The organism is Corynebacterium sp. HMSC072G08 (genome assembly GCF_001809185.1).
In the GTDB taxonomy this organism is placed as follows: domain Bacteria; phylum Actinomycetota; class Actinomycetes; order Mycobacteriales; family Mycobacteriaceae; genus Corynebacterium; species Corynebacterium phoceense.
Genome location: NZ_KV796401.1, coordinates 14,543 through 38,171, shown reverse-complemented (window position 1 = coordinate 38,171; position 23,629 = coordinate 14,543). Strand labels below are relative to the sequence as shown.

The following is a 23,629-nucleotide window of genomic DNA, read 5'->3' as shown; positions in this document are numbered from 1 at the left end:
GGTGGGTTCTGCTGATCCTGGGCACCGTCACTTTTTCTAACGCCCCTGACTCAGTCCTGGGCTGTGACACCTTTGCTCCGGGGCCGTCCGCGAGCTGAAGGCTAGCCCCTCAACGTCGCGCCCAAACCCCACCACAACTCTGGAATCCTGTACACAATTCCGAATTGTGGGTGGGGTTTGGGCGCCGTCAGTTTTCTGACGGTCTTATTTGGGCGGAATCACAGAAAGCGCTCCGCGACGGATCGGCGCCTCAGCTTGCCGAGGGCATCGCGGCCGAGATCGTCGACGCGCACAAAAGATCGCGGCACCTTGTAGCGGGCGAGCATGCTGTGGCACCACGCGCGCAACTCGTCATTGGTGGGCGCGGAATGTGCACCGTCATTTTTAATGACGATGCATGCGACGACGTCTTCGGACCCATCCTCGCGTGCGCGGCCGAGGACGGCGGCATCGGAAAGCGCGGGATGCGCGGTGAGGACGTTCTCGACCTCGGCGGGGTAGACGTTGAACCCGCCGGTAATGATGGTCTCCTTGAGTCGCGCGTGGAGAGTGAGGAAGCCGTCCGCGTCCTGCGTGGCGACGTCGCCCGTGCGTAGCCAGCCGTCCTCGAACGCGGCGCGCGTGGCTTCCTCGTTGTGGAGGTAGCCCGCGAAGACCTGGGGCCCGCGGACGAGGAGTTCGCCGGACTCCGGAGAGATGCGGACCTCGGTATCGGGCATCGGAAGGCCAATGCATCCGGCGCGACGGTGTTCATTGAGGGGATTGCAGGCGATGACGGGTGCGGCCTCGGTGAGCCCGTAGCCTTCGACGAGGATGCCGCCGGTGAGTTCTTCCCATTCGGCGACGGTCGCGGCGGGCAGCGTGGCGGCGCCGGAGATGGCCTGCTTAATGCCGTGTGCCTGCGGCGCCGCGCTAATGACGCGCTGATAGATGGTCGGCACGGCGGGCATCCACGTGGGTGGGTGTGCAGATAGCGCGGAGAGAATGAACTCCATCCGTGGCGCGGGCAACAAGGTGATTGTCGCGCCGGAGAGGATTCCGACGGTGAGTGACATGGTGAGGCCGTAGGAATGGAAGAGCGGCAGGACGGCCAGCGCCTGTGGGTGCTCCTCGGGCAGGCGCCACGCCGCCATCTGGAGGGCATTGGCCGCGAGGTTGCCGTGCGTGAGCATGGCGCCCTTGGGCGTGCCTGTCGTGCCCGAGGTATAGAGGATGAGTGCAACGTCAGTTTTAGTGACGGTGACACGTTCCGGCAGTTCAGTGCCGCGGGAGAGGAACTCATTCCAGTCATCGTCGACGTTGATGACGTGCTCGATCTCATCGAGATCCTGGAAGATGGTCACGGCGGGGCCCGCCGCGATGGCGACACGTGCGCCGTGGTCGGCGACCATGGGGGCGAGCTCATGCGCGGTGAACTGGGGGTTGTGTTCGACTACGGTCGCGCCGAGGCGGAGTACTGCGTAGAAGGCGATGACATGCTCGGGGCGGTTGGGCAGCGCGAGAGCGACGAACGCGCCGGGCTTGACGCCCAGTTGAGCGAGTGCTGCGGCGAGACGATCGATCTCGTGATCCAACGAGGCGTAGGTGACGACCTGGTCTACGTAGCGCAGTGCGATGCGGTCTGGGTGGGTGGCGACGGTCTCGGCGAGCTGGCTTACCAAGGTGGCGTCGCCGTAGTCGAGGGATGCGGGCGTCCACGAACCGTAGAACCGGTGCCAGGGTTGAGTTTCCACGCGTCGCCTTTCTTGTTGTCGGACGAAAGTATCCTAACGCGCGGGCAACCTAGAGCAAGATCTTCAAAGACGATTTCAGATATGGCACATGCCGCGCTATCGGAACCGCTCTTTCCGCGGGAGACGTACCTCGGCACACTCACGCGTCCACTCGCCGGCGACAGGGTTCGGATCATCACCGGCGTGCGTCGCGCGGGTAAGTCCACACTACTTCTCGTTCTTCTCCAGCAGCTTGAGCAAGTCGGCTTGGACCTCGCGGCGGCGGATCTTGCCCAGCTGGTCCTTGGCGAGCTCCTCGAAGTGGTAGAAGGTGCGCGGGACTTTGTAGCGGGTGAGACGCGTGCGGGCGAATTCCTTCATGCCCTCAGGGTCGAGTGCGGCGCCGTCGCGGAGGATGACGCAGGCCACGACGTCCTCGGAGCCATCGTCGCGCGGGCGGCCGACCACGGCGACGTCTGTGACGTCGGGGTGGGCGAGCATGGTTTCTTCGACCTCGGCGGGGTAGACGTTGAAGCCGCCGGTGATGATGATCTCCTTGATGCGGCTCACGAGGCGGATGAAGCCGTCTTCTTCCATGATGCCCATGTCGCCGGTGCGGAACCAGTCGCCGTGGAAGGACTCGGCGGTGGCCTCCGGCTTGTTGAGGTAGCCTGTGAAGACCTGCGGACCGCGGACGAGGACCTCGCCGGGCGTGCCGTCGGGCTGTGTTTCGTCGAGGTTATCGGGGTTGCCGATGCGAATCTCGGTATCCGGGAAAGGCAGGCCGATGTAGCCAGGGCGGCGGTTGCTGTTCATAGGGTTACCGACGATGACGGGTGAGGTCTCGGAGAGGCCATAGCCTTCGACGAGGAGACCGCCGGTGAGCTCTTCCCACTCTTTCACGGTCTCCGTGGGCAGGGCGGCCGCACCGGAGAGCGCATTGCGCACGCCGTGGATGCTGATGTTCTTCTCATGCGCGGTGGCGATGATCTTCGAGTACAGCGTGGGCACACCCGGAATCCAGGTGGGCGTGTGCTTCTTCATGATGTCCATGATGAGATCCATCTTCGGCGCCGGGGTGAGCACGAGCTCGCCGCCGATGGCGACCCCGAGTGCCGCGATGAGCGTCATACCGTAGGCATGGAACATGGGCAGCGCCGCGAGCATGCGTTCGCGGTTCTCGCCCAGGCCAGGCACCCAAGCGACACCCATCTTGGTGTTAGCCACGATATTGCCGTGCGTGAGGATCGCGCCCTTGGGCTTGCCTGTCGTGCCGGAGGTGTAGAGGATGATGGCCGGGTCATCCTTGCTTACGTCCTCGGCGTCGATGAAGGCGTGGCCGTCGCCTCCCATTGCGGGGCTGGCCAGGGTGGACCATGGCACGGTATTCGGGGCGGGCGAGGTGAGCTGTGCGCGCTTCTCCGCAATCGGTGGGAGCGGAATGCGCAGCAACAGCGCCTTCATGCGTGGCATGGCGTCCGTCATGTTCACGGAGACGATGGTTTCCAGCGGCGTGGTCTCGCGCAGTTCCTCGAAGACCTCGGAGCGGTTGTCCCACGCGATAACGACGCGGGCTCCGTGATCGATGAAAAGCTCCTCGAGCTCGCGTGCCGTATAGAGCGGGTTGTGCTCGACCACGACAGCGCCGAGTTTGAGGATGGCGTAAAACGCCGCGATGTGCTGCGGGCAGTTGGGCAGCGCGATGGCTACGCGGTCACCCTTGCGGATACCGAGGGCCTTGAGTCCCGCGGCGGCGGCGCGCACCTGCGCGTCGAGCTCGGCATAGGTCTGCGTGCGGCCGAAGAACCAGGTGGCCGGCCACGTGCCGTGGGCCTCGAGGTTCTCGCGGTAGCTGTCGATGAGCGTGGTGTCGTCGTACTCGAGCGTGTGCGGCGTCCAGTCTGCGTAGTACTGCAGCCAGGCCTTGGACTCATAGGCACCCATACCGATCCCCTTTTATTTCTTAAAGTGAACTATCTATTGCGATTAGTATAGCTATGAAAAAAGCCGCCTTTGCGCATTCGGAGCGCTGGGGCGGCCTATTCGTGCAGACTTAGTCCTACTTCTTTTCGGCTTCGAGGCGCTTGATGAGGTCCTCCTGAACCTCACGGCGGCGGATCTTGCCCATCTGATCCTTGGCCAGGGACTCGAAGTGGTAGAAGGTGCGCGGGACCTTGTAACGGGTGAGGCGTTCACGGCAGAATTCCTTGAGGCCTTCGGGGTCGAGTGCGGCTCCGTCAGCCAGATCGATGCAGGCCACGACGTCCTCGGAACCGTCGGAGCGCGGGCGGCCGACCACGGCGGCGTCATCGATGGCCGGGTGGGTGCGCAGGACTTCCTCGACTTCGCCCGGGTAGACGTTGAAGCCGCCGGTGATGATGATTTCCTTGATGCGGCTCACGAGGCGGACGAAGCCATCCTCTTCCATGATGCCGAGGTCGCCGGTGCGGAACCACCCGTCGTGGAAGGCGGCATCGGTAGCCTCAGCATTGTTGAAGTAGCCCTTGAAGACCTGCGGGCCGCGGGCGAGGACCTCGCCCTCCTGGCCGTCCGGCATGGTCTCGTCGAGGTTATCGGGGTTCGCAATGCGGATGTCGGTATCGGGGAAGGGGATGCCCACGTAGCCAGGGCGGCGGTCATCGCTCATGGGGTTGCCCACGATGATCGGCGAGCACTCGGTGAGGCCGTAGCCCTCAACGAGGCGGCCGGCGGTGTACTCCTCCCACTTCTCGACGGTCTGAACCGGCAGAGTAGACGCGCCGGAGAAGGCCGCGCGCACGCCCTTGATCTCCACGGAATCCTTCTCCGCCGCTTCGACGATGCGCTCGTAGAGCGTGGGCACGCCCGGAATCCAGGTGGGGGTGTGCTTCTTCATCAGCCCCATGATGAGCGGGATCTGCGGCTTGGGTAGAAGCACGAGCTCGCCGCCAATGAGTTGAGCGAGGGTCAGGTTCATGGTGAGGCCGTAAGCGTGGAAGAAGGGGAGCGCGGCGAGCATGCGCTCGGGCTGGTCGCCCAGGCCCGGAACCCATGCCTTGCCCTGCAGAATATTGGCGAAGAGGTTGCCATGGCTAAGCTGCGCGCCCTTGGGCTTGCCGGTCGTGCCGGAGGTGTAGAGGATGAGCGCGATGGAGTCCTTGGTGATGGACTCGGGCGACTTCACATCGGAGCCGTCGCCGCCAATGGCGTTGCCGATGAGCGTGTCCCACGGGACGGTATTGGGGGCATCGCCAGTGAGCTGCTCGCGCGTTGACTTGAGGAACGGCGTGCGCAGGGCGAGGCGCTGCACCGTGGGCATGGCGTCGATCATGTTGATGGACACGACCGTCTCCAGCGGGGTGGTGGCGCGCAGCTTCTCCAGCGTGGAGGCCGTCTTATCCCAGGAAATGGCGACGCGGGCGCCGTGATCCTGGAAGAGGCTCTCGAGCTCGTGGGCGGTGTAGAGCGGGTTGTGGAGCACGACCGTGGCGCCCAGCTTGAGGACGGCGTAGAACGCGGCGACGGTCTGCGGGGCGTTGGGGGCGACGATGGCGACGCGGTCGCCCTCGCGGACGCCGAAGGCACGCAGGCCCGCGGCGGCGCGGCGCACCTGACGGTCGAGCTCCGTGTAGGTCTGGGTCTTACCGAAGAAGTAGGTGGCCGGCTTGTCCGCATTGATGGCCAGGTTGTTGTCGTAGATGTCCAACAGCGTTGTGTCGCCGTAGTCGAGGGTATGCGGCGTCCACTCGGGGTAGTACTGGAGCCAGGCTTTGGACTCATAAGCCGACATAAAATGACCTTTCGGTTGCGTAGGTTCTAGCGACCACCCAGTATAACGCGCACGCTCGGCGGACTCGCGGCGCTAGGATGGGCGTCTATGCGTATCGCGATGATCTCCATGCACACCTCGCCCCTGGAACAGCCCGGATCCGGGGATGCGGGCGGCATGAATGTCTACGTCCTCAACACCGCACGCCAACTCGCGCGCCGAGGCATCGAGGTAGACGTCTTTACCCTCGCCACGCGGCCCTCACAGGGCGAGATCGTGGAGGTCGAAGAGGGACTGCGTGTCATCAACATCGTGGCGGGTCCCTACGAAGGTTTGAGCAAAGAAGAGCTGCCCACGCAGCTCGCCGCGTTCGCCGGCGGCATGATTACCTTCGCGCGCTGCTTCGACTTGGACTATGACGTCATCCACTCGCACTACTGGCTCTCGGGCCAGGTGGGCTGGCTGCTGCGTGACCTGTGGGAGGTCCCCCTCGTTCATACCGCGCACACGCTTGCCGCAGTGAAGAACGCGCACCGTACGGCAGATGACACGCAGGAGTCCGAGGCCCGCCGCATCTGCGAGCAGCAGATCGTGGATAACGCGGATCTCCTCGTCGTCAATACGGCGCAGGAGACTCAGGACCTTATTGAGCATTACGATGCCCCGCCGGAGCGCATCGTCGTCGTCTCGCCCGGTGCCGACACCGAGCTTTTTACTCCCGGCACGGACCGCAACACGGAGCGCTCGCGCCGCCTGCTCGGCATTCCGCTGCATATGAAGGTCGTGGCCTTCGTGGGTCGCCTTCAGAAATTTAAGGGCCCCGAGGTCCTCGTGCGCGCCACGGCGGAACTCATCAAGCGCGACCCGTTCCGCAACGTCCGCGTCATTTTCTGCGGCGGGCCCTCGGGCGCGAACGCGACGCCGGAGACCTACCAGAACCTCGCCCGTGAGCTGGGCGTGGAGCGTTATGTCCGCTTCATTGCGCCGCGCCCGCCGGCCGAGCTCGTCGCCGTGTATCAGGCCGCGGATATCGTGGCGGTGCCCAGCTACAACGAGTCCTTCGGCCTCGTCGCCGTGGAAGCGCAGGCATCCGGCACGCCCGTCATCGCCGCGCGCGTGGGCGGGCTGCCTATTGCCGTGGACGACGGGGAGACGGGCTTGCTCGTGGACAACCACGACCCTGAGGCCTGGGCGGACGCGCTGGAACAGCTCCTCGACAACGATGAGCGACGCATCGCGATGGGCGAGGCCGCCGTCGATCATGCACAGAATTTCAGCTGGGCCGCCGCCGCGACGCAGCTCGAGGCCATCTATGCCGATGCCATGAGCATTCAGATCCCGGACTGTCACGCGCGCCGGGCGACGGGCTACTAGATTCGCTTGAGCTAATTCGTTTCATAGAACTTCAGCACCAAGCCCAGCTTGTTATTGATGGCGAGCATGGGAGCGTTGTCCAGCGCGTTATACGTCGTCACGCGCTCGATGTCGGGATAGCGCTGCGCGACTTCGTCCGCGGGCGCGCCGGTGTGCGACTGTGGGGCCCTGCTCCATCGCGTGGGGATGGTCGGGGTAGACATTCGCCGCGGTGAATGCGACGACGCCGTCCACGTCCGCGATTTTCACGATGTCGAGGAACGAATCGATGAGGTCGCCCAGCGGCATAATTCCGGTGAAGAATTCCGCGCGCAGTCCCTCCGGGACTGCCGGGGTGCCCAGCTTGCCGATGCCCACTTCCGACGCTTGCTCCACCAGCCCCAGGTTGCAGCCTGCCGCGCGCAGGATGCGTGCGCGTGGATGTTCCTCGAGCGAGTTCTCGCTTATCGGTAACTGCGTCCACAGCGAGAGCACCGTGCGGCCCGGCGTGGTCAGTGCTCACCGCAAAGTCATCGTGGCCAGTGGCGCAATGGATTGTGCACGGGTGGCCTCCACGTAGGCGGCTATGGCGGTCGACGGCTGGTCGTTCGTGTCGAGGTGCGCGGAGGAGATGCGGATAAGGGGCATGAAATCCTTTGGGTGTGAGGTGTGTTACAGGATGTCTGGTCGGGTAAAAAGAGTAACCAATCAGACAAGCGCGCCGCAGGAAAACCTGGCATGCTGGACACCATGACTAACGGAAAACTCATTCTTCTTCGTCACGGACAGTCCCAGTGGAACGAATCCAACCAGTTCACTGGTTGGGTCGACGTTGACCTCACCGCCAAGGGCGAGGGCGAGGCCAAGCGCGGCGGCGAGCTGCTGCGCGAGCAGGGCATCCTGCCTGAGGTCGTCTACACCTCCCTGCTGCGCCGTGCTATCCGCACTGCCAACATCGCTCTCAACGCCGCGGACCGTCACTGGATCCCGGTCGTCCGCGACTGGCGTCTCAACGAGCGTCACTACGGCGCTCTCCAGGGCCTGAACAAGGCTGAGACCAAGGACAAGTACGGTGAGGAGCAGTTCATGGCATGGCGCCGCTCCTACGGCACCCCGCCGCCGGAGCTCGAGGACTCCTCGGAGTACTCGCAGGCGAACGACCCGCGTTACGCGGATCTGGACCAGGTTCCGCGTACCGAGTGCCTCAAGGACGTCGTCGAGCGCTTCGTCCCGTACTTCGAGTCGGAAATCCTCCCGCGCGCCAAGAAGGGCGAGACCGTCCTCATCGCCGCACACGGCAACTCCCTGCGCGCGCTGGTCAAGCACCTCGACAACATCTCGGATGATGACATCGCGGGGCTCAATATCCCGACCGGCATCCCGCTGGTCTACGAAATCGCGGAAGACGGCTCCGTCGTCAACCCGGGCGGCACCTACCTCGACCCGGAGGCAGCCGCTGCCGGCGCCGCCGCTGTCGCGGCACAGGGCGGCAAGTAAATAACAGCTCGCGCTGCGAACTATCCCCAGGGGGCCTATACTCCCTGGGGATATATTTGTGTCCCCGGCGTTCAATGCCGGGAGAAGAGAAACGAACTTACACAGTACTAGTGGATATTATTTTTGGCCTGGTCGCAGGCGTGATTTTGACGCTGCTGGCGCAGCTGGTGTGGCGTCTCGTCAACGCACGTCTCATGCGCCAAGGCGTCGTCGACGCCCCGAACCAGATCACCACCATCAGCCAGGTGCTCCACCTTGGCGTGCAGGGATCGCCCACGGGACTTATCGTCGTGGCGCAGGCGGGCGACGTCGTGTTGTCCAATAGCTCGGCGCACAGCATGTCGCTCGTGCACGATCGCGTCCTCAACCCGGACGTGTGGAAGGTGGCTCAGGAGGTCTTCAAGGACGGCGAGGAACGCCGTCTCGACGTTGTCATCCGCAAGCGCCGCACGGGCCACCGCGTCACCCAGGTGCAGGCTGTGGTCAAGCCGCTTACTCCGAGTGATGCTCGCTTTGTCATCATCTACGGCACGGACGAGTCCGAGTCGGTGCGCATGGAGGCAGCGCGCCGCGACTTCGTGGCCAACGTCTCGCATGAGCTGAAGACCCCGGTGGGCGGCATCGGCTTGCTCGCCGAGGCACTCCTGCAGGACCCGGATGATCCGGAGCACGTCAAGTATTTCGGCGAGCGCGTCCAGAAGGAAGCCTCGCGCATGGGCAACATGGTCCAGGAGCTCATCGCGCTGTCCAAGCTGCAGGGCGCCGAGCGTCTGCCCAGAATGGAGCCGGTCCGCGTCGACGACATCGTCTCCGAGGCTATTTCGCGCAACCAGCTCACAGCGGACTCGCATGGCATCGAGCTCCTTCGCGGCGAGGACACCGGCGTGGAGGTACTCGCTGACAAGCCGCTGCTGGTCACGGCCGTAACCAACCTCATCTCCAACGCCATCAACTACTCGCCTGAGGCGGCGCCGGTGTCCGTATCGCAGAAGGTCGTGGGTGGGGACATCGTGCTCATCCGCGTCACGGACCGCGGCGTGGGCATTGCGCCGGAAGACCAAAAGCGCGTGTTCGAGCGCTTCTTCCGTGTCGACAAGGCGCGGTCACGTCAGACCGGCGGCACGGGTCTCGGCCTGTCCATCGTCAAACACGTCGTGGCGAACCACGGCGGCAACATCAAACTGTGGTCGCGCCCGGGAACGGGATCGACTTTTACCATTGAACTGCCCGTTCATCACCCTGTATGCGAGACAGATACGGCCTCGACGGGGGATAATGGACACGGCGTCGCTTCCGCGACGGCCGGAAACGCCGGGCGCGTGAGCGCTCGCCGGAAGGACTAGAGAGTAAAGCACATGACTACCATCCTCATCGTTGAAGACGAAGAATCCCTGGCGGATCCGCTCGCCTTTCTTCTGCGGAAGGAAGGCTTCGAGGCTGTCATCGCCTACGACGGCCCTGAGGCGCTCGCCAAGTTCGAGGCCGAGGACATCGACATCGTGCTCCTCGACCTCATGCTGCCCGGCATGTCCGGCACGGACGTGTGCAAGGAGCTGCGCGCACAGTCCAGCGTGCCCATCATCATGGTCACCGCGCGCGACTCGGAAATCGACAAGGTCGTGGGTCTGGAGCTCGGCGCAGACGACTACGTGACGAAGCCCTACTCCTCCCGCGAGCTCATCGCTCGCATCCGCGCAGTCCTGCGCCGTGGCGACGTCCGCCACCACGAGGACGAGGAAGAATTCGAGGAGCAGATCCTCGAAGGCGGCCGCGTGCGCATGGACGTCGAGCGCCACATCGTGACAGTCGAGGACGAGCCCGTCAACATGCCGCTCAAAGAGTTTGATCTCCTCGAATACCTGCTCCGCAACGCCGGACGCGTACTCACCCGTGGCCAGCTCATTGACCGCATTTGGGGCGCGGACTACGTGGGCGACACGAAGACGCTCGACGTCCACGTCAAGCGCCTGCGATCCAAGATTGAGGCGACGCCGTCGCGCCCAGAGCACCTCGTCACGGTGCGCGGCCTCGGGTACAAATTCGAGCTTTAAACCCAGCGCTCGCTGGCTGGGTGCACGGAGACGAGCCCGGCGGCCGCGCGTTTGGCACAGTGCTTGGCGAGGATCGCGTAGGCGTCCTCGCCCATGAGGGCTATGAGCTCGTTCTTCTGGGACTTCCACATGGGCTCGGGGTTGTTGTGGCAGGCGGGGTCCGTCGAGCAATACCAGTCGAAGTCCTCGCCGCCGTTGCCCCAGCCGCGGCGGTCGTATTCGCCGATCTGCGTGCGGAGAATCTCCACGCCGTCGGGGCGCTCTTCGTAGTCCTCGTAGCGGCGTAGCGGCAGCTGCCAGCACACTTCCGGCTTGACCACGGTGAGGTCCTCGCCCTCGGCGAGCGCCCATTGGTGGAGGGCGCAACCGGCACCGGTCTCCCAGCCCGCGCGGTTGGCGAAGATGCAGGCGCCCTCGACGACCGGGGTCTTCAACGCGGGCTCCGGCTCGCCATCGTCACCATCGAGTTCGTCCCACATGAGCCACGGCTCCAGCTCGTCGCCCTCGAGCACAATCTCTTCGGAGGGCGTGCAGCCCGTAACCTCCTCGCGACGCTGCCAATATGTGGCGGGCATGCGCGAGACGGCATCGGCAAGCTGGTCGCGGTCCTGCTCGTCTGCCATGTAGGCACCATGCCCGCAGCAGCCGACATCAGGATTGTTGGAGTCGATGCCGGGGCAGCGCTCGGTACCAAATTGGCACGCGTAATGGGACTCGAGCCACGTGAGATCGATGGAAAAGACGTGCTCAGGATCGTTCGGATCAGTAAATTCAAACCATTCGCGCGGAAAATCCGGGGCTTTTTCGCGACCGGATGCAATCGATATTCCCGCAGGTGAAGTGGCAGGAAAGCCAAGATACACGGGTTTTGTTTTCGGGCGATTCACACTTAACCACGGTAGACCCATTACTCTGTATGTGTGCGATTAGGTGTATTAGACGTGGGAAGCAACACGGTCCATCTCGTGGCGGTCGACGCCAAACTGGGCGGCCGTCCAACTCCGATGAGCGACTGGAAGACCCCTCTGCGCCTCGTGGAGCAGCTCGACAAGCAGGGCAATATCCATGACAAGGGCCTCAAGGCGCTCACGGACTCGGTGGCCGAAGCCTCCGAGCTCGGCAAGAAGCTGGGCTGCGACGAGCTCATTCCATTTGCGACGTCTGCGGTGCGCTCGGCGCCCAATAGCGCCAAAGTTCTCGACCACGTGGAGAAGGAAACCGGCGTCCGCCTGGAGATCCTCTCCGGCAAGGACGAGGCGCGCCTTACTTTCCTTGCCGTGCGCCGTTGGTACGGCTGGTCTGCTGGCCGCATTACCAACCTCGACATCGGCGGCGGCTCGCTGGAGCTGTCCACTGGCACAGACGAGGAGCCGGACATGGCGTTCTCCCTTGATCTGGGTGCTGGCCGCTTGACCCATAACTGGTTTGAGACGGATCCGCCGAGCAAGAAGGACGTCAACGCCTTGCGCGACTACATCGACGCCGAGCTTGCCGAGCCCACCGCGGCAATGAAGACCGTGGGCTCCGCGCGCCTAGCCGTGGGTACCTCGAAGACCTTCCGCAGCTTGGCCCGCCTTACCGGCGCCGCACCGTCCTCAGCTGGGCCTTTCGTCAAGCGAACCCTTACCGCTGCGGGTCTGCGCCAGCTAATTTCCTTCATTTCGCGCATGACAGCTGCGGACCGCGCGGACCTCGAAGGTGTTAGCTCCAACCGCTCGCACCAGATTGTTGCCGGTGCCTTAGTAGCGGAAGCGTCCATGCGCGCTCTAGGCTTGGAACAACTGGAGATTTGTCCCTGGGCTCTGCGCGAGGGTGTTATCCTGAGACGTCTCGACAAAGGTCTCGGCGCAGACCCTCAGAAAGAATTGGTTTAGTAAGACATGGCTGAAGAGAAGCAATTGACTGTTGCGGAGCTCCTTGCCCGCAACAAGCAGGAGCGCACGGGCGGCGACAAGCCGCGCCGTCGCCGCCGCAGCCTGGAAGAAGGCGGCGTTTCCGTCGCCGAGCTCACCGGCTCGCTCAAGAAGGTCGAGGCTACTCCGGCGCAGGCGAAGCACTCGAACGTCGACATTGACGAGACCGCTCCGGTCATCCCGGCGCCCAAGCCTGAGGCCGCGCAGTCCGATGCCGCACAGTCGGACGCTGCGAAGTCTGCTCCGGCGCAGTCCGAAGCTGAGCGCATCGAAGCTCTGAAGAAGGCCGAATTCGCGAAGAAGGCGGAGGAAGCCAAGAAGAAGGCTGCCGAAAAGAAGGCGACCGAGGACAAGGCTGCTGCGTCGTCCATCGACGAGGCACCGCTGGATCCCAAGGCTGAGGAAAACCGCCGCATTCTCGCCGAGAAGCGCGAGCGCGATGCTGTGACGGCGGCGTCTACGCCGTCGACGGGGGATACCACCGTCATCAAGAAGGTCGAGGACGAGCCGGCGGCGCAGCTCGAGGATGCTGCGACCACCGAAATCGACCGAGTGGATGATGCCGAGGACGCCGATCCTGCCGAGTACGAGGATGCCGAGGACGACGGCAAGCTCAATCCCGTGTCCATCATCCTGCTCGCACTCGTGGGCATCGTGCTGGGCGCCGTGGTCTACAAGGGCTTCGAAATCCTGTGGACCAACTTCAACAAGGGCCTTGTGGCCGCGCTCGCCGTGGCTGTGACCGCCGCGATGGCAGGCGTCGTGCACGCCCTGCGCACGGATCGCGACAAGGCGGCGATTGTCTTGTCCATCATCGTGGGCCTGGTGCTCACGTTCGGCGCGCTGCTCACGGCATAAAGTCACGGCATAAAGCGTCGCCGCGGCTAACCCCCGGGACCGACACGATGTGTACGGCCCCGGGGGTTTCGCTATAGGGTGGCAGCATGACTGAGAACGCATCAACTTCCACTGCCCAGCACACCGTCACCGTCATTGGCGGCGGCCAGATTGGCGAGGCGCTCGTCTCTGGTCTCGCCGCGTCGGGAGAGACTGCCATGACGGTGACTAACCGCCGCGCCGAACGTCGCGCCGAGCTTGCAGACCATTACGGCGTGTCCACGACGGACGACAACGCGGCGGCGGTCAAAGACGCCGACGTAGTCTTCCTGTGCGTGAAGCCCTACGCCATCGTCGACGTCGCCAAGGAGATTGCGGACGCGCTGCCGCAGGACGCTGTTGTGGTGTCGCTGGCGGCGGGCGTGCGTCTGGAGACCCTTGAGGCCGCCGTCGCCAACCCTGTGGTGCGCGTCATGCCCAATACGCCCATGCTGTTGGGCCGTGGCATGTCCATCGTGACGCCGGGTTCGCGCGTGAGCGACGAGCAGCTGGCCCTCGTGCGCGAACTCATGGATGCGGTGGGGGAGACCGCGATCGTCGAGGAGAAGAACATGGATGCCGCAACGGCGCTGTCGGGCTCCTCGCCCGCCTACTTCTTCCTCGTGGCCGACGCCCTCATTGACGCTGGCGTCGCGCTCGGCGTGCCGAGGGATACGGCGTCGAAGCTCGTCAACTACGCCCTGGCCGGCTCCGGAGAGATGCTCATCAACTCCGGCTCCGAGGCGTCGACGCTGCGCGCCAACGTCACCTCGCCGGGCGGCACGACGGCCGCAGCCGTCCGCGAGCTTGAAGAGTCGGGCCTGCGAGGCGCCTTCTATCGTGCCGCGGAGGCTTGCGCGAACCGAGCGGCCGAATTGGGCTAGTGCAGCCGCGAAGAACAGCCCCCCGCGTGGGGGTGTAGGGAAGCCTGTGACACATGCGTCTGCCCGGTAAGAAGTTGTCGTGAGAAACTAATGAGAAAAATATCGGCTATTGAGTCGCATTAGTCACAGGTTTCACGCTAGGCTAGAACAAGCACGTGCGTGTACTCCTGCAGGAGGGGAAGCCTTGCAGCGCGCCACGAGCTGAAGGGTTATACAACTATGGCTAATGAAGATAAAGGAACCTTCTTGACCATCGCTGAGGTCGCGGAAATCATGCGCGTCTCGAAGATGACGGTCTACCGTTTGGTTCACGCTGGCGAAATGCCGGCAGTTCGCGTCGGTCGCTCTTTCCGCGTCCACGAGTCTGCCGTCAACGAGTACCTCGAGGCTTCCGTCTACGGAGCCTAGAGTTATTTTTAGTCGCCAGAAGGCGCCCACTGTCTCTCACAGTGGGCGCCTTTGTCATGCGTGCTGGTGCTGAATCTCGCCGTGAGAAAAACTGACGGTCGCGTCTGCGTTGCCGGTGGTCATTTTTGTTGGACTGGGGCCGGTAGGTAAGATGGTGACCATTCGTGTCGGCATCTGCATGCCTGTGACTCTCGCCTGTGTCTCAAGGACTTCGGTTCTGGTAGCGGGCGGTGGACGCAAAGAGTGCACCTTCGCGGCCCAGTAATCCAGGCGGCGCCGGCAGGTCTAGTACGTACTGATCGTGAAAGTGAGGAAACCGTTATGGGTTCTGTTATCAAGAAGCGCCGCAAGCGCATGTCCAAGAAGAAGCACCGCAAGATGCTGCGCCGCACCCGCGTCCAGCGTCGTAAGCTCGGCAAGTAAATCTTGGTCGACGAAAGGTCCCGGTCACACCTCGGTGTGGCCGGGACCTTTCGCATGCGCTTGCCGATGCCCCCCCCTTTTAAAGGTTTCCTTAGCGTCTAGCGTTTGAAAGCCTTCCAGCCGCCGTAGGAGAACAGCGCGGTGACCAGTGCAGGCACGCCGTAGGTACGCACGGCCTTGCGGACGCTGCGGTAGTCGCGGATGAGCCATCCGCGAGCCTCCGCGATATCGCGCAGCTTGGCGTCCGGGTTAATCGCCACGGCGGTGCCCATCATGGACAGCATGGGCACGTCATTCGCGGAATCTGAGTAGGCGGTGCAGCGATCCAGGTCGAGCCCCTCCATCGTCGCGAGCGCCGCAACGGCGTGCTTCTTACCGGGGCCGTGCAGGATGTCGCCCACGAGGCGGCCGGTGAACTTGCCATCCTTGACCTCTGCGACGGTGCCGAGCGCGCCAGTAAACCCGAAGCGGTGTGCCAGAATTTGTGCGAGTTGGACCGGGGTCGCGGTGACGAGCCAGACCTGCTGGCCGGCGTCCAGGTGCATTTCTGCGAGCTGGCGTGTGCCGGGGTAGGCCTTGCGTGCGAGCGATTCGTCCACGATTTCCTCGCAGAGCTGCACCATTTCCTCTACGGAGCGGCCCTTGATGAACTCGAGGGCCTGGATGCGCCCGGCAGCAACGTCGTTGGCGTTCTCGCGGCCCAAGAAGCGGAACTTCGCCTGCTTCCACGCGATGGGGGTGATTTCGCGGATGCGGAAGTAGCGGCGGCGGAACAGTCCCATGGCGAAGACGATGAGCGAGGAACCCTGGATGAGCGTGTTATCCACGTCGAAGAAGGCGGCCGCCCCGGCATCCTGCGGGATATCGGGGTCGGGCGGGGTGATGCGGGCGCGTCCGGCCGAAGTGAACGAACCCTCGACCGAGTCCACGCCGGCCGTGTAGTTATCAAGCGTGATGTCGAAGAGATCCGCTGCGGCGGCCGCGGCGGCTTCGCCGGCCGTACGCTGGGCGGCATCGTCAAGCGGGGCGAGCGCCGTGTTCTCAAGGAAATTGCGCAGATTGCCGCGGCTGGCCGTCCAATTCGCGAGGAAGTCGCGGGGTGAGGGCGGCATGGACGGTGGGGTAGGGGTGGCGGACACGAGGCTCCTTGGACTGCGGCGGTATCGTGTACATCTTAGGACGAAACAGCTCAGCGCGAAGGGTGAGGGAAAATGCGACAAGTCGAACTCATGGTGCGCGCCACGTGTGGATCCTGCACGCGCGTCTATGCGCAGATAGAGCCCGTGGTCGCGGCCGCTGGCGCGAGCCTGACCGCGCGCGACGTTGACGAGGACAAAGAGCTGGCGATGGAATATGGCGACCGCATTCCGGTTGTGGTGATAGATGGCGAAGAATTCGCCTGTTGGGAAGTCGACAACGATGAGCTCGCTGCCGAACTTGCGGTAGACTAAGCCCACCCTTACTACCCCTAGGGTAGGCACAGCTAGTAGTCTTTTGGTTGATTTTTCTCATCCAAAGGGTTGATAAGGAGCGTTCATGAGCGTGCTGGTCGTAGGCATGTCCTACCAGTCGGCGCCGGTTGCGTTACTGGAGCGGCTGAGCATGGCCGATGAGATCCAAAACGACGCATGCGGCAAGCTGGTGGGCCAGGGCTCTCTCAGCGAAGCGATGATCATTTCCACATGCAACCGCATGGAGGTCTACACCGTCACCAATTCCTTCCACACGGGTGTCAAGGATGTCGTCGACGTGCTGGAGAAGCAGTCCGGCGTGACGGCCGATGAGCTGCGCAACTACCTGTATGTCCGCTACGCGGACGCGGCAGCGGAGCACCTCATGAACGTCACCTCGGGCCTGGACTCAATGGTCGTGGGAGAGCAGCAGATCATTGGCCAGGTGCGCACGGCGTACCAGAAGGCCGCGGATCAGGGCACGGTGGGTCCGCGCATTCACGCGCTCGCGCAGTCCGCGCTCCACGCCGGCAAGCGCGTGCACTCGGAAACCGCCATCGATGACGCCGGCGCGTCCATGGTCTCCTTCTCCTTTGACCGTGCGTTGCAGGTCATGGGTACCTCGGATCTCGCAGGCAAGACCGTGCTCATCCTCGGCGCCGGCGCCATGGCTTCGCTCGCCGCGACGCACGCGGGCCGACTGGGCGCGAGCCTCATCATCGCGAACCGCACGCGTGAGCGCGCCGAGCGCGTCGCCGACCACGCCGCTCAGGCTGGCGTGAAGGCTGAGGTCGTCGACTTCGCGGATCGCGCCACTGTCCTTGATCGCGTCGACGTCGCCGTCTCCGCCACGGGCGCGCAGGGGTTTACCATCGCTGCGTCCGACATGCCGGACCGCGAACTCATGCTCATCGATCTCTCGCTTCCGCGCGACATTGATGAGGCCTGCGCTAAGAAGGACGGCATCGAGCTCGTCAATATCGACCGCCTGTCCAACGACCTCACCAGCGGCGAGGTCCACGAGGGGCCGCACTCCCAGGCGCGCGATATCGTGCGTGAGGAGCTGGATTCCTACAGCTCGGCACAGCGCGTACGTGACGTGGCACCTGCGGTCTCCGCACTACGTAAGCATGCCGCGGACCTCGTGCACTGTGAGGCCGCGCGCCTCGAGCAGAAGCACCCAGAACTCACGGAAGCACAGCTCAAGGACGTCAACCGCGCCCTCAAGCGCGTGGTGGACAAGCTGCTCCACGAGCCGACGGTGCGTGCTAAACAGCTCGCCGCGACGTCTGGCACCGTGAGCCATGAGACCGCCTTGCAGCAGCTCTTTGGCCTCAACCTCGAGGACACCGGCTCTGAGGGCGTTGCTGTCAACGCTGCCGAACTGCCCACCGAAATTTAGGAGATAAACACCATGTTCAAAATCGGTACGCGCGGCTCCATGCTCGCCACCACGCAGTCCGGCCACGTGCGCGATTGGCTCGCGGCGGCGGGCTACCCGGTGCAGCTCCACATCGTGACGACGGCGGGTGATACCAACATGGCGCCCGTCGAGCGCATTGGTGTGGGCGTCTTTACTCAGGCGCTGCGCGAGGCACTCGACCGTGGCGAGTGCGATATCGCAGTCCACTCCTTCAAGGATCTTCCCACCGCAGCCGATGAGCGTTTCCGCCTCATCGTGCCGCAGCGTGAAGATAACCGCGAAGCCCTCATCGCTCGCGACGGCCTTAGCCTCGCCGAGCTTCCCGAGGGTGCCACCGTGGGCACCTCCGCCCCGCGCCGCATCTCGCAGCTCAAGGCCCTGCGCCCCGACCTGGACATCCGCCCCCTCCGCGGTAACATCGATACGCGTATGGGCAAGGTGACCTCCGGTGAACTCGACGCCGTCATCCTTGCCTACGCTGGCCTTTCCCGCGCGGGTCGTGCGGACGCGGCAACCCAGGTCTTCGATCCTGACACGTTCATGCCCGCCCCGGCGCAGGGTGCCTTGGCGATTGAGGCCAAGGTGGGAACGGCGGCATCGGAAGCCTTGGATGCCATCGTGGACCCGCGCGCACTCGCCGCAGCTCAGGCCGAGCGCCAGGTGCTCGCGCGCCTTGAGGCCGGCTGCACCGCGCCCGTCGCGGCGACCTCCCACTGGGACGGCGACCAGCTCACGGTCCGCGGCGGCGTCTTCGCGCTCGACGGATCACGCCAGCTCATTTCCGAGGCGACAGGCACAGACGCCAGCGCCTTGGGTCACCGCGTGGCCGAGGATCTCTTCGCTCGCGGCGCGGCAGAGCTCCTGAGCTAATTTCGCTTACTGCAGGTTTTAAATTAAAGTGTGGATACCACATGCCGCGATCTGATCCCGGCATGACCCCCGTGTAAGAGCGTGTCGCCCTGAACTTGAAGCCCGTACATAGAAAAGAACCTTCACATTGAGCAACCCCGTGTCAGCGTCTATTTCTGACTCCCCGGAGCCACTGGGCAAAGTCATCTTCGTCGGCGCTGGTCCAGGCAACCCTGACCTGTTGACCATTCGTGCCCGTGAGGTGCTCGCGCATAACGCGCTTGCCGTCGTCGATCCGGAGGTCACGGGCGGTATTCGCGAGACCATCGCGTCCGCGCTCCCGGTTCCACAAGAGCTTCTTGATGCCGCCGAGGAGGAGTACGCCCGCATCTGCGCCGAGGCAAAGGCCAACGGCGCGCGTCGCAAGCCGCCGCGCCCCGCCGCCCCGACTGCCGCCATCATCGAAGACCCGGCAGAGGATCTCATCGCGCAGTTCCAGTCCGCGCTCGACCAAGGCGGGGACGTCATCCGTCTCGTGGCTGGCAACCCGCTGGGCCGCGAGTCCATTAAGGACGAGATTTCGTCCGTCGCCGCAGCAGGCATGGAATTCCAGGTCGTGCCGGGCATGTCCCTGCCGTCCACCGTGCCCTCCTTTGCTGGTCTCGCGCTCGGCTCGGCCTACACCGAAGCTGATCTCAGCGACGGTGCCGACTGGGACGCCCTGGCCAACGCCACCCAGCCGCTCGTCCTGCAGACCACGCAGGAGCAGCTCGCGGATATCTCGCGCGAGCTGCAGTCCCGCGGCATGCCTGCGGACACGGAGGCCTACGTGACGGTGCATGGCACCACGCGTCTCCAGCGCACCCACGAGACCACGCTTGGCACCCTGGGCAAGCTCTGCGCCGAACTTCCCGGCCCGCTTGTCGTGACCCTGGGCCGTAGCTTCGATGACCGCACGAAATACTCGTGGTGGGAAAACCGCCCGCTCTACGGCTGGCGCGTGCTCGTGCCGCGCACCAAGGAGCAGGCCGCCGCGATGTCCGCGCGTCTCGCCGGCTACGGTGCTATTCCGCAGTCTGTGCCCACTATCTCCGTCGAGCCGCCGCGCAACCCGGCGCAGATGGATCGCGCCATCAAGGGCATTGTCGAAGGCCGCTACAAGTGGATCATTTTCACCTCCGTTAATGCGGTGAAAGCAGTCTGGGACAAGATCTTCGAGCTCGGCCTCGACGCCCGCGATTTCGCCGGCGTTCACCTTGCCGCCGTGGGCCAGAAGACGGCCGACGCCATCCGTGAAAAGGGCATGGTCCCCGAGCTGCTCCCAGATCGCACGAAGCAGAATGCCGAAGGCCTGCTCGAGGTTTTCCCCAATTACGTGGAAGACATCGACGCCGTGGGCCGCATCCTCCTGCCGCGCGCCGATCTTGCTGGCGAGGCCCTGCCCAAGGGCCTCGAGGCCCTCGGTTGGGAAGTCGACGATGTCGTTGCCTACCGCACCGTCCGTGCCGCCCCGCCGTCAGCGGAAATCCGCGACATGATTAAGTCCGGCGCTTTTGACGCTGTGGCGTTCACGTCCGGCTCGACCGTGCGCAACCTCGTGGGCATCGCCGGCAAACCGCACGCCCGCACGATCATCGCCTGCATCGGCCCCTCTACGCAGGCCGCCGCGGAAGAGATGGGCCTGCGCGTCGACGTCGTCCCGGAGGTTGCGGAAGTGCCCGCGCTTATCGATGCCCTCGCGGAGCACGTCGCTGCCCTGCGCGCCGCCGGCAATCTTCCCGCGCCGCGGAAGAAGCGCCGTGCGCGCAAGAAGGCTACTAAAGTCGATTAGGCATTAACTACTTGTGTAAAAGGAGCATTCACGCTGTGAGCACCTTCCCTGTCCGTCGTCCGCGCCGCCTGCGCCAGTCGCCCGCCATGCGGGAGCTCGTTGCCGAGACGCACCTGCACCCGAGCGACCTCATCCTCCCGATGTTCGTCGCGGATGGAATCTCCGAAAAGCGCGAGATTTCCGCCATGCCGGGCGTCTACCAGCACACCATCGACTCGCTCAAGGCCGCCGCCCACGAAGCGCTCGACGCGGGTGTGCCGTGCATCGATCTCTTCGGCGTGCCGCTCGACGAGGACAAGGACGCCACGGGCTCCGTTGCCTGGCAGCCGGACGGCATCTTGAACCGCGGCATTCAGGCCCTGCGCGAGGAATTCGGCGACGACCTGCTCATCATGGCCGATACCTGCCTTGACGAATTTACCGACCATGGACACTGCGGCGTCCTCGACGACCGCGGCCGCGTGGACAACGACGCCACCCTGCAGCTTTACGCCGACATGGCGCGTGCTCAGGCCCGCGCCGGTGCCCACATCGTCTCGCCGTCCGGCATGATGGACGGCCAGATTGGCGTGATCCGCGAAGCTCTTGACGAGGGTGGTCACGAGGACGTCGCCATCATGGCCTACTCCGCTAAGTACGCCTCCGCGTTCTTCGGCCCGTTCCGCGAGGCCGTCGGCTCCTCCCTCCAGGGCGACCGCCGCACCTACCAGCAGGATCCGCGCAACTTCCGCGAGTCCATGCTTGAAGTCGAGCTCGACATCGACGAGGGCGCCGACTTCGTGATGGTCAAGCCCGCCCTGCCGTACCTCGACGTGCTCTCTGCCATCGCCGAGTTCTCCTCCGTGCCTGTCGCCGCGTACCAGGTCTCTGGCGAGTACGCGATGGTCAAGGCGGCCGGCGCCAACGGCTGGATCGACGAGCACGCCGTCATGATGGAGTCGCTTACCGCCATTAAGCGCGCGGGCGCTGACCAAATTTTCACGTACTACGCCGTCGAGGCCGCCCGCGAGCTGAAGGCTTAACACTTTGAGCGAGACTCCAGACCAGACCCCAGACACGACTGCTGCGAAGAAGCAGGAGAAGTCCCCGTGGCCCGAGGCCGCGGTCTACGCCATGGGCGTGTGGGCCGTCGCTCTCGGCGCGGAGGTCGTCCACCAGATCCTGCAGGTCATCCTCGGCATTCTCAACCGTGACGTCATGGTCGCTCAGATGTCGAAGTTCCTGCGCGACGAGGACCCCACCGCGTATTCGGACGGACTCGTGCGGCTCTCGGCGTACCTGTCCATCGGCTTTTCCGCCTTCGTCGCGTTTGTGATCTTGGGAGTGCTCGCCTGGATGCTCACCCTCTTCCGTGCGAAGCACAAGTGGGCGGGAACTGCGCGCCGCCTGTTGTTCATCTTCGGGCTCTACTACGCCTTGCGCGTCGTCTTCGTCTTCGTCACCTCGCCCGCGGGCTCCGATGCCCCCGATTGGCTCTTTGCCATTGACGGCATGATCCAAATCGTCGCTGGCGTCGCCGGTGGTCTCGGCGTCTACTTCGGTTCCCGCGAGCCGGTCATCAAGTACACCGGCGAGTACGAGCAAATCCGCAAGCTCCAGAAGGAGCTCGAGGAGGAGCAGAAGAAGCGCGAGGAAGAAAAGAAGCGCGAAGCCGAAGAGAAAAAGAAAGACGACGCCCCGCGATGACGAACGCCTTTCCCCACGACTACAACCGAGCTGCGCGCGGACAGAAGAAACCCGTCGATCTTGGGATCTGGCCCAACTCACTGAAGTACGCCTACTGGGTATTCGTCGTCGCCGCGGTCTACCTGGCGCTCACCGGACTCGCCGGCTTCTTCGGCCCGGGCGACTCGTCGAATACCGCCTTCTCCCAGTTCCTCGCCGAGAATCGCCATTTCGTGTCGTGGACGAATCTCGCCGCCGCCATCATTATCGCGCTCGTCGCGCCACAGCTCGCCCGCGCAATGAAGCACGCGCGCACCATTCTCGCAGCCGTCGTCGGCTTGTCCTGCTTCTTCAATATCGCGGCTATCGCCATCGGCGCGGGTGGCCTGCTGCTCGTCGCCATCCCGTTCCTCCTCCTCGGCGCGACGGTGCTCATGTACCGCCCCGACGCGAATGAGTTCATTCGCGAAAACAATCGCCCGACGCTTGATTAACTCTCTTCACAACACAAAGGATCCCAGCATGACCACTCGCAATGCCCCGATCATCGAGGCCGCCTATGGCCGCACGCCGTCCCGCCCGCCGGTGTGGTTCATGCGCCAGGCTGGGCGCTCCCTGCCGGAGTACAAGAAGGTGCGCGAGGGCATCGACATGCTCGACTCCTGCTTCATGCCGGAGCTGCTCGCTGAGATCACCCTCCAGCCGGTGCGCCGCCACGACGTGGACGCTGCCATCCTCTTCTCGGACATCGTGGTCCCGCTCAAGGCGGCGGGCGTCGACGTCGAGATCGTCCCCGGCCGCGGCCCTGTCATGGACGCCCCGGTCCGTACCGAGGCCGACATCGCGAACCTGCCCATTCTTGACCACGAGATCACCGAGGTCGCCCAAGGTATCCAGATCATCAACGACGAACTCACCGAGACCCAAGCCCTCATCGGCTTCGTCGGCGCACCGTTTACTCTCGCCAGCTACCTCATCGAGGGCGGCCCCTCCAAGAACCACGAGCGCACCAAGGCGCTCATGCACTCCCAGCCCCAGCTGTGGCATGCGCTCATGGAACGACTCACGCCGACCATCATCGCGTTCCTCGAGCAGCAGATGGCTGCCGGCATCGACGCCATGCAGCTCTTCGATTCCTGGGCGGGCTTCCTCAACGAGGCGGACTACCGCGAGTTTGTCCTGCCCTACTCGACCCGCATTCTCGCTACTGCCGCAGGCCGGATTCCCCGCATTCACTTCGGCGTCGGCACCGGTGAGCTGCTCACGGCCATGTCCGAGGCCGGCTCCGAGGTCATGGGCGTCGACTACCGCGTCTCCATGGACGCTGCTGCGCACAGAGTCAACACCAAGGTCCTCCAAGGCAACCTCGACCCGGCGCTGCTCTTCGCTGGCGACGATGCCGTCCGCAAACAGGTACAAAGGATCAAGAGCGAGGTCGACGCCGCCGGCGTCGGCCACATCTGGAACCTCGGCCACGGGGTTCTGCCCACCACTGACGCCGACGCTATCACTCGCGCCGTCGCCATCATTCACAACGAAGGCTAG

At 64.2% G+C, this 23,629-nt stretch carries 24 protein-coding genes; 17 read left to right on the top strand and 7 right to left on the bottom strand.

Going from position 1 to position 23,629, the window contains the following annotated elements; all coding sequences use genetic code 11:
• Nucleotides 1-218 precede the first annotated feature (218 nt).
• The 3 genes from HMPREF2559_RS02835 to HMPREF2559_RS02825 form a co-directional block, all read right to left on the bottom strand.
• Entirely contained in the window at nucleotides 219-1,733 is a 1,515-nt protein-coding gene (locus tag HMPREF2559_RS02835; RefSeq protein ID WP_070539483.1) for an AMP-binding protein, read from the bottom strand.
• 207 nt (nucleotides 1,734-1,940) lie between these two features.
• Nucleotides 1,941-3,656, bottom strand: coding sequence for a long-chain-fatty-acid--CoA ligase (locus HMPREF2559_RS02830; protein ID WP_066509846.1), 1,716 nt, complete (start codon nucleotides 3,654-3,656; stop codon nucleotides 1,941-1,943).
• Nucleotides 3,657-3,771: 115 nt separating this feature from the next.
• A complete protein-coding gene (locus HMPREF2559_RS02825; RefSeq protein ID WP_070539482.1) occupies nucleotides 3,772-5,481 on the bottom strand; it encodes a long-chain-fatty-acid--CoA ligase in 1,710 nt (569 codons plus the stop codon).
• An 87-nt stretch (nucleotides 5,482-5,568) separates the two neighbouring features.
• On the opposite strand from HMPREF2559_RS02825, the gene mshA reads away from it, so the two are divergent.
• Complete coding sequence (gene mshA, locus HMPREF2559_RS02820; protein WP_070539480.1) at nucleotides 5,569-6,834, top strand: D-inositol-3-phosphate glycosyltransferase; 1,266 nt, start codon at nucleotides 5,569-5,571, stop codon at nucleotides 6,832-6,834.
• Between the two features lie 87 nt (nucleotides 6,835-6,921).
• On the opposite strand, the gene HMPREF2559_RS02815 is transcribed toward mshA, so the two are convergent.
• Both HMPREF2559_RS02815 and HMPREF2559_RS13390 read right to left on the bottom strand, forming a co-directional pair.
• A complete protein-coding gene (locus tag HMPREF2559_RS02815; protein ID WP_066489627.1) occupies nucleotides 6,922-7,308 on the bottom strand; it encodes a hypothetical protein in 387 nt (128 codons plus the stop codon).
• 24 nt (nucleotides 7,309-7,332) lie between these two features.
• The gene (locus HMPREF2559_RS13390) at nucleotides 7,333-7,461 is read right to left on the bottom strand and encodes a hypothetical protein (RefSeq protein ID WP_255356869.1); all 129 of its coding nucleotides are present in this window, start codon (nucleotides 7,459-7,461) and stop codon (nucleotides 7,333-7,335) included.
• A gap of 102 nt (nucleotides 7,462-7,563) precedes the next feature.
• On the opposite strand from HMPREF2559_RS13390, the gene HMPREF2559_RS02810 reads away from it, so the two are divergent.
• The 3 genes from HMPREF2559_RS02810 to HMPREF2559_RS02800 all read left to right on the top strand — a co-directional run bounded on the left by HMPREF2559_RS02810 (nucleotide 7,564) and on the right by HMPREF2559_RS02800 (nucleotide 10,361).
• A complete protein-coding gene (locus tag HMPREF2559_RS02810; protein WP_066490385.1) occupies nucleotides 7,564-8,310 on the top strand; it encodes a phosphoglyceromutase in 747 nt (248 codons plus the stop codon).
• A 110-nt stretch (nucleotides 8,311-8,420) separates the two neighbouring features.
• Nucleotides 8,421-9,653: a sensor histidine kinase gene (locus HMPREF2559_RS02805; protein WP_369799429.1), complete on the top strand. Its 1,233-nt coding sequence runs from the start codon at nucleotides 8,421-8,423 to the stop codon at nucleotides 9,651-9,653.
• A 12-nt stretch (nucleotides 9,654-9,665) separates the two neighbouring features.
• The gene (locus HMPREF2559_RS02800; protein ID WP_066509839.1) at nucleotides 9,666-10,361 is read left to right on the top strand and encodes a response regulator transcription factor; all 696 of its coding nucleotides are present in this window, start codon (nucleotides 9,666-9,668) and stop codon (nucleotides 10,359-10,361) included.
• Here the strand turns inward: HMPREF2559_RS02800 and HMPREF2559_RS02795 are convergent.
• Nucleotides 10,358-11,248, bottom strand: a complete 891-nt coding sequence (locus HMPREF2559_RS02795; RefSeq protein ID WP_148138764.1) for a DUF3109 family protein — start codon at nucleotides 11,246-11,248, stop codon at nucleotides 10,358-10,360. The two genes, HMPREF2559_RS02800 and HMPREF2559_RS02795, sit on opposite strands and share 4 nt — an antisense overlap.
• A 33-nt stretch (nucleotides 11,249-11,281) precedes the next feature.
• Between HMPREF2559_RS02795 and HMPREF2559_RS02790 the strand changes: the two genes are divergently transcribed.
• From HMPREF2559_RS02790 to HMPREF2559_RS12305, 5 genes are all read left to right on the top strand, one after another.
• The gene (locus tag HMPREF2559_RS02790) at nucleotides 11,282-12,235 is read left to right on the top strand and encodes a Ppx/GppA family phosphatase (RefSeq protein ID WP_077210017.1); all 954 of its coding nucleotides are present in this window, start codon (nucleotides 11,282-11,284) and stop codon (nucleotides 12,233-12,235) included.
• Between the two features lie 6 nt (nucleotides 12,236-12,241).
• Nucleotides 12,242-13,132, top strand: coding sequence for a hypothetical protein (locus HMPREF2559_RS02785; protein ID WP_070539476.1), 891 nt, complete (start codon nucleotides 12,242-12,244; stop codon nucleotides 13,130-13,132).
• A gap of 86 nt (nucleotides 13,133-13,218) precedes the next feature.
• Entirely contained in the window at nucleotides 13,219-14,034 is an 816-nt protein-coding gene (gene proC, locus HMPREF2559_RS02780) for a pyrroline-5-carboxylate reductase (RefSeq protein ID WP_070539473.1), read from the top strand.
• 219 nt (nucleotides 14,035-14,253) lie between these two features.
• Nucleotides 14,254-14,442 carry a helix-turn-helix domain-containing protein gene (locus tag HMPREF2559_RS02775; protein WP_005527601.1) on the top strand — a complete coding sequence of 63 codons (189 nt, stop codon included), beginning with the start codon at nucleotides 14,254-14,256 and terminating at the stop codon, nucleotides 14,440-14,442.
• A 321-nt stretch (nucleotides 14,443-14,763) separates the two neighbouring features.
• On the top strand, nucleotides 14,764-14,865 hold the full coding sequence (locus HMPREF2559_RS12305) for a 30S ribosomal protein bS22 (protein WP_003855542.1): 102 nt from the start codon (nucleotides 14,764-14,766) through the stop codon (nucleotides 14,863-14,865).
• A 98-nt stretch (nucleotides 14,866-14,963) separates the two neighbouring features.
• Here the strand turns inward: HMPREF2559_RS12305 and HMPREF2559_RS02770 are convergent, their stop codons facing one another.
• Entirely contained in the window at nucleotides 14,964-15,977 is a 1,014-nt protein-coding gene (locus HMPREF2559_RS02770; protein ID WP_070539471.1) for an HAD family hydrolase, read from the bottom strand.
• Between the two features lie 99 nt (nucleotides 15,978-16,076).
• Between HMPREF2559_RS02770 and HMPREF2559_RS02765 the strand changes: the two genes are divergently transcribed.
• The 8 genes from HMPREF2559_RS02765 to hemE all read left to right on the top strand — a co-directional run bounded on the left by HMPREF2559_RS02765 (nucleotide 16,077) and on the right by hemE (nucleotide 23,629).
• Nucleotides 16,077-16,316, top strand: a complete 240-nt coding sequence (locus tag HMPREF2559_RS02765) for a glutaredoxin family protein (RefSeq protein WP_066509834.1) — start codon at nucleotides 16,077-16,079, stop codon at nucleotides 16,314-16,316.
• A gap of 85 nt (nucleotides 16,317-16,401) precedes the next feature.
• Complete coding sequence (locus tag HMPREF2559_RS02760; protein ID WP_066489649.1) at nucleotides 16,402-17,718, top strand: glutamyl-tRNA reductase; 1,317 nt, start codon at nucleotides 16,402-16,404, stop codon at nucleotides 17,716-17,718.
• A 12-nt stretch (nucleotides 17,719-17,730) separates the two neighbouring features.
• Entirely contained in the window at nucleotides 17,731-18,609 is an 879-nt protein-coding gene (hemC, locus tag HMPREF2559_RS02755; protein WP_066489653.1) for a hydroxymethylbilane synthase, read from the top strand.
• A gap of 139 nt (nucleotides 18,610-18,748) precedes the next feature.
• On the top strand, nucleotides 18,749-20,419 hold the full coding sequence (locus HMPREF2559_RS02750) for a bifunctional uroporphyrinogen-III C-methyltransferase/uroporphyrinogen-III synthase (protein ID WP_231725093.1): 1,671 nt from the start codon (nucleotides 18,749-18,751) through the stop codon (nucleotides 20,417-20,419).
• A 35-nt stretch (nucleotides 20,420-20,454) separates the two neighbouring features.
• Nucleotides 20,455-21,441 (top strand): porphobilinogen synthase, encoded by a 987-nt coding sequence (hemB, locus tag HMPREF2559_RS02745; protein ID WP_066489668.1) that lies wholly within the window; start codon nucleotides 20,455-20,457, stop codon nucleotides 21,439-21,441.
• A gap of 4 nt (nucleotides 21,442-21,445) precedes the next feature.
• Complete coding sequence (locus HMPREF2559_RS02740) at nucleotides 21,446-22,105, top strand: hypothetical protein (RefSeq protein WP_066489676.1); 660 nt, start codon at nucleotides 21,446-21,448, stop codon at nucleotides 22,103-22,105.
• Entirely contained in the window at nucleotides 22,102-22,578 is a 477-nt protein-coding gene (locus tag HMPREF2559_RS02735) for a hypothetical protein (protein ID WP_066489686.1), read from the top strand. The genes HMPREF2559_RS02740 and HMPREF2559_RS02735 overlap by 4 nt, the downstream gene beginning before the upstream one ends.
• 28 nt (nucleotides 22,579-22,606) lie before the next feature.
• Nucleotides 22,607-23,629, top strand: a complete 1,023-nt coding sequence (gene hemE / locus HMPREF2559_RS02730) for a uroporphyrinogen decarboxylase (protein ID WP_066489692.1) — start codon at nucleotides 22,607-22,609, stop codon at nucleotides 23,627-23,629.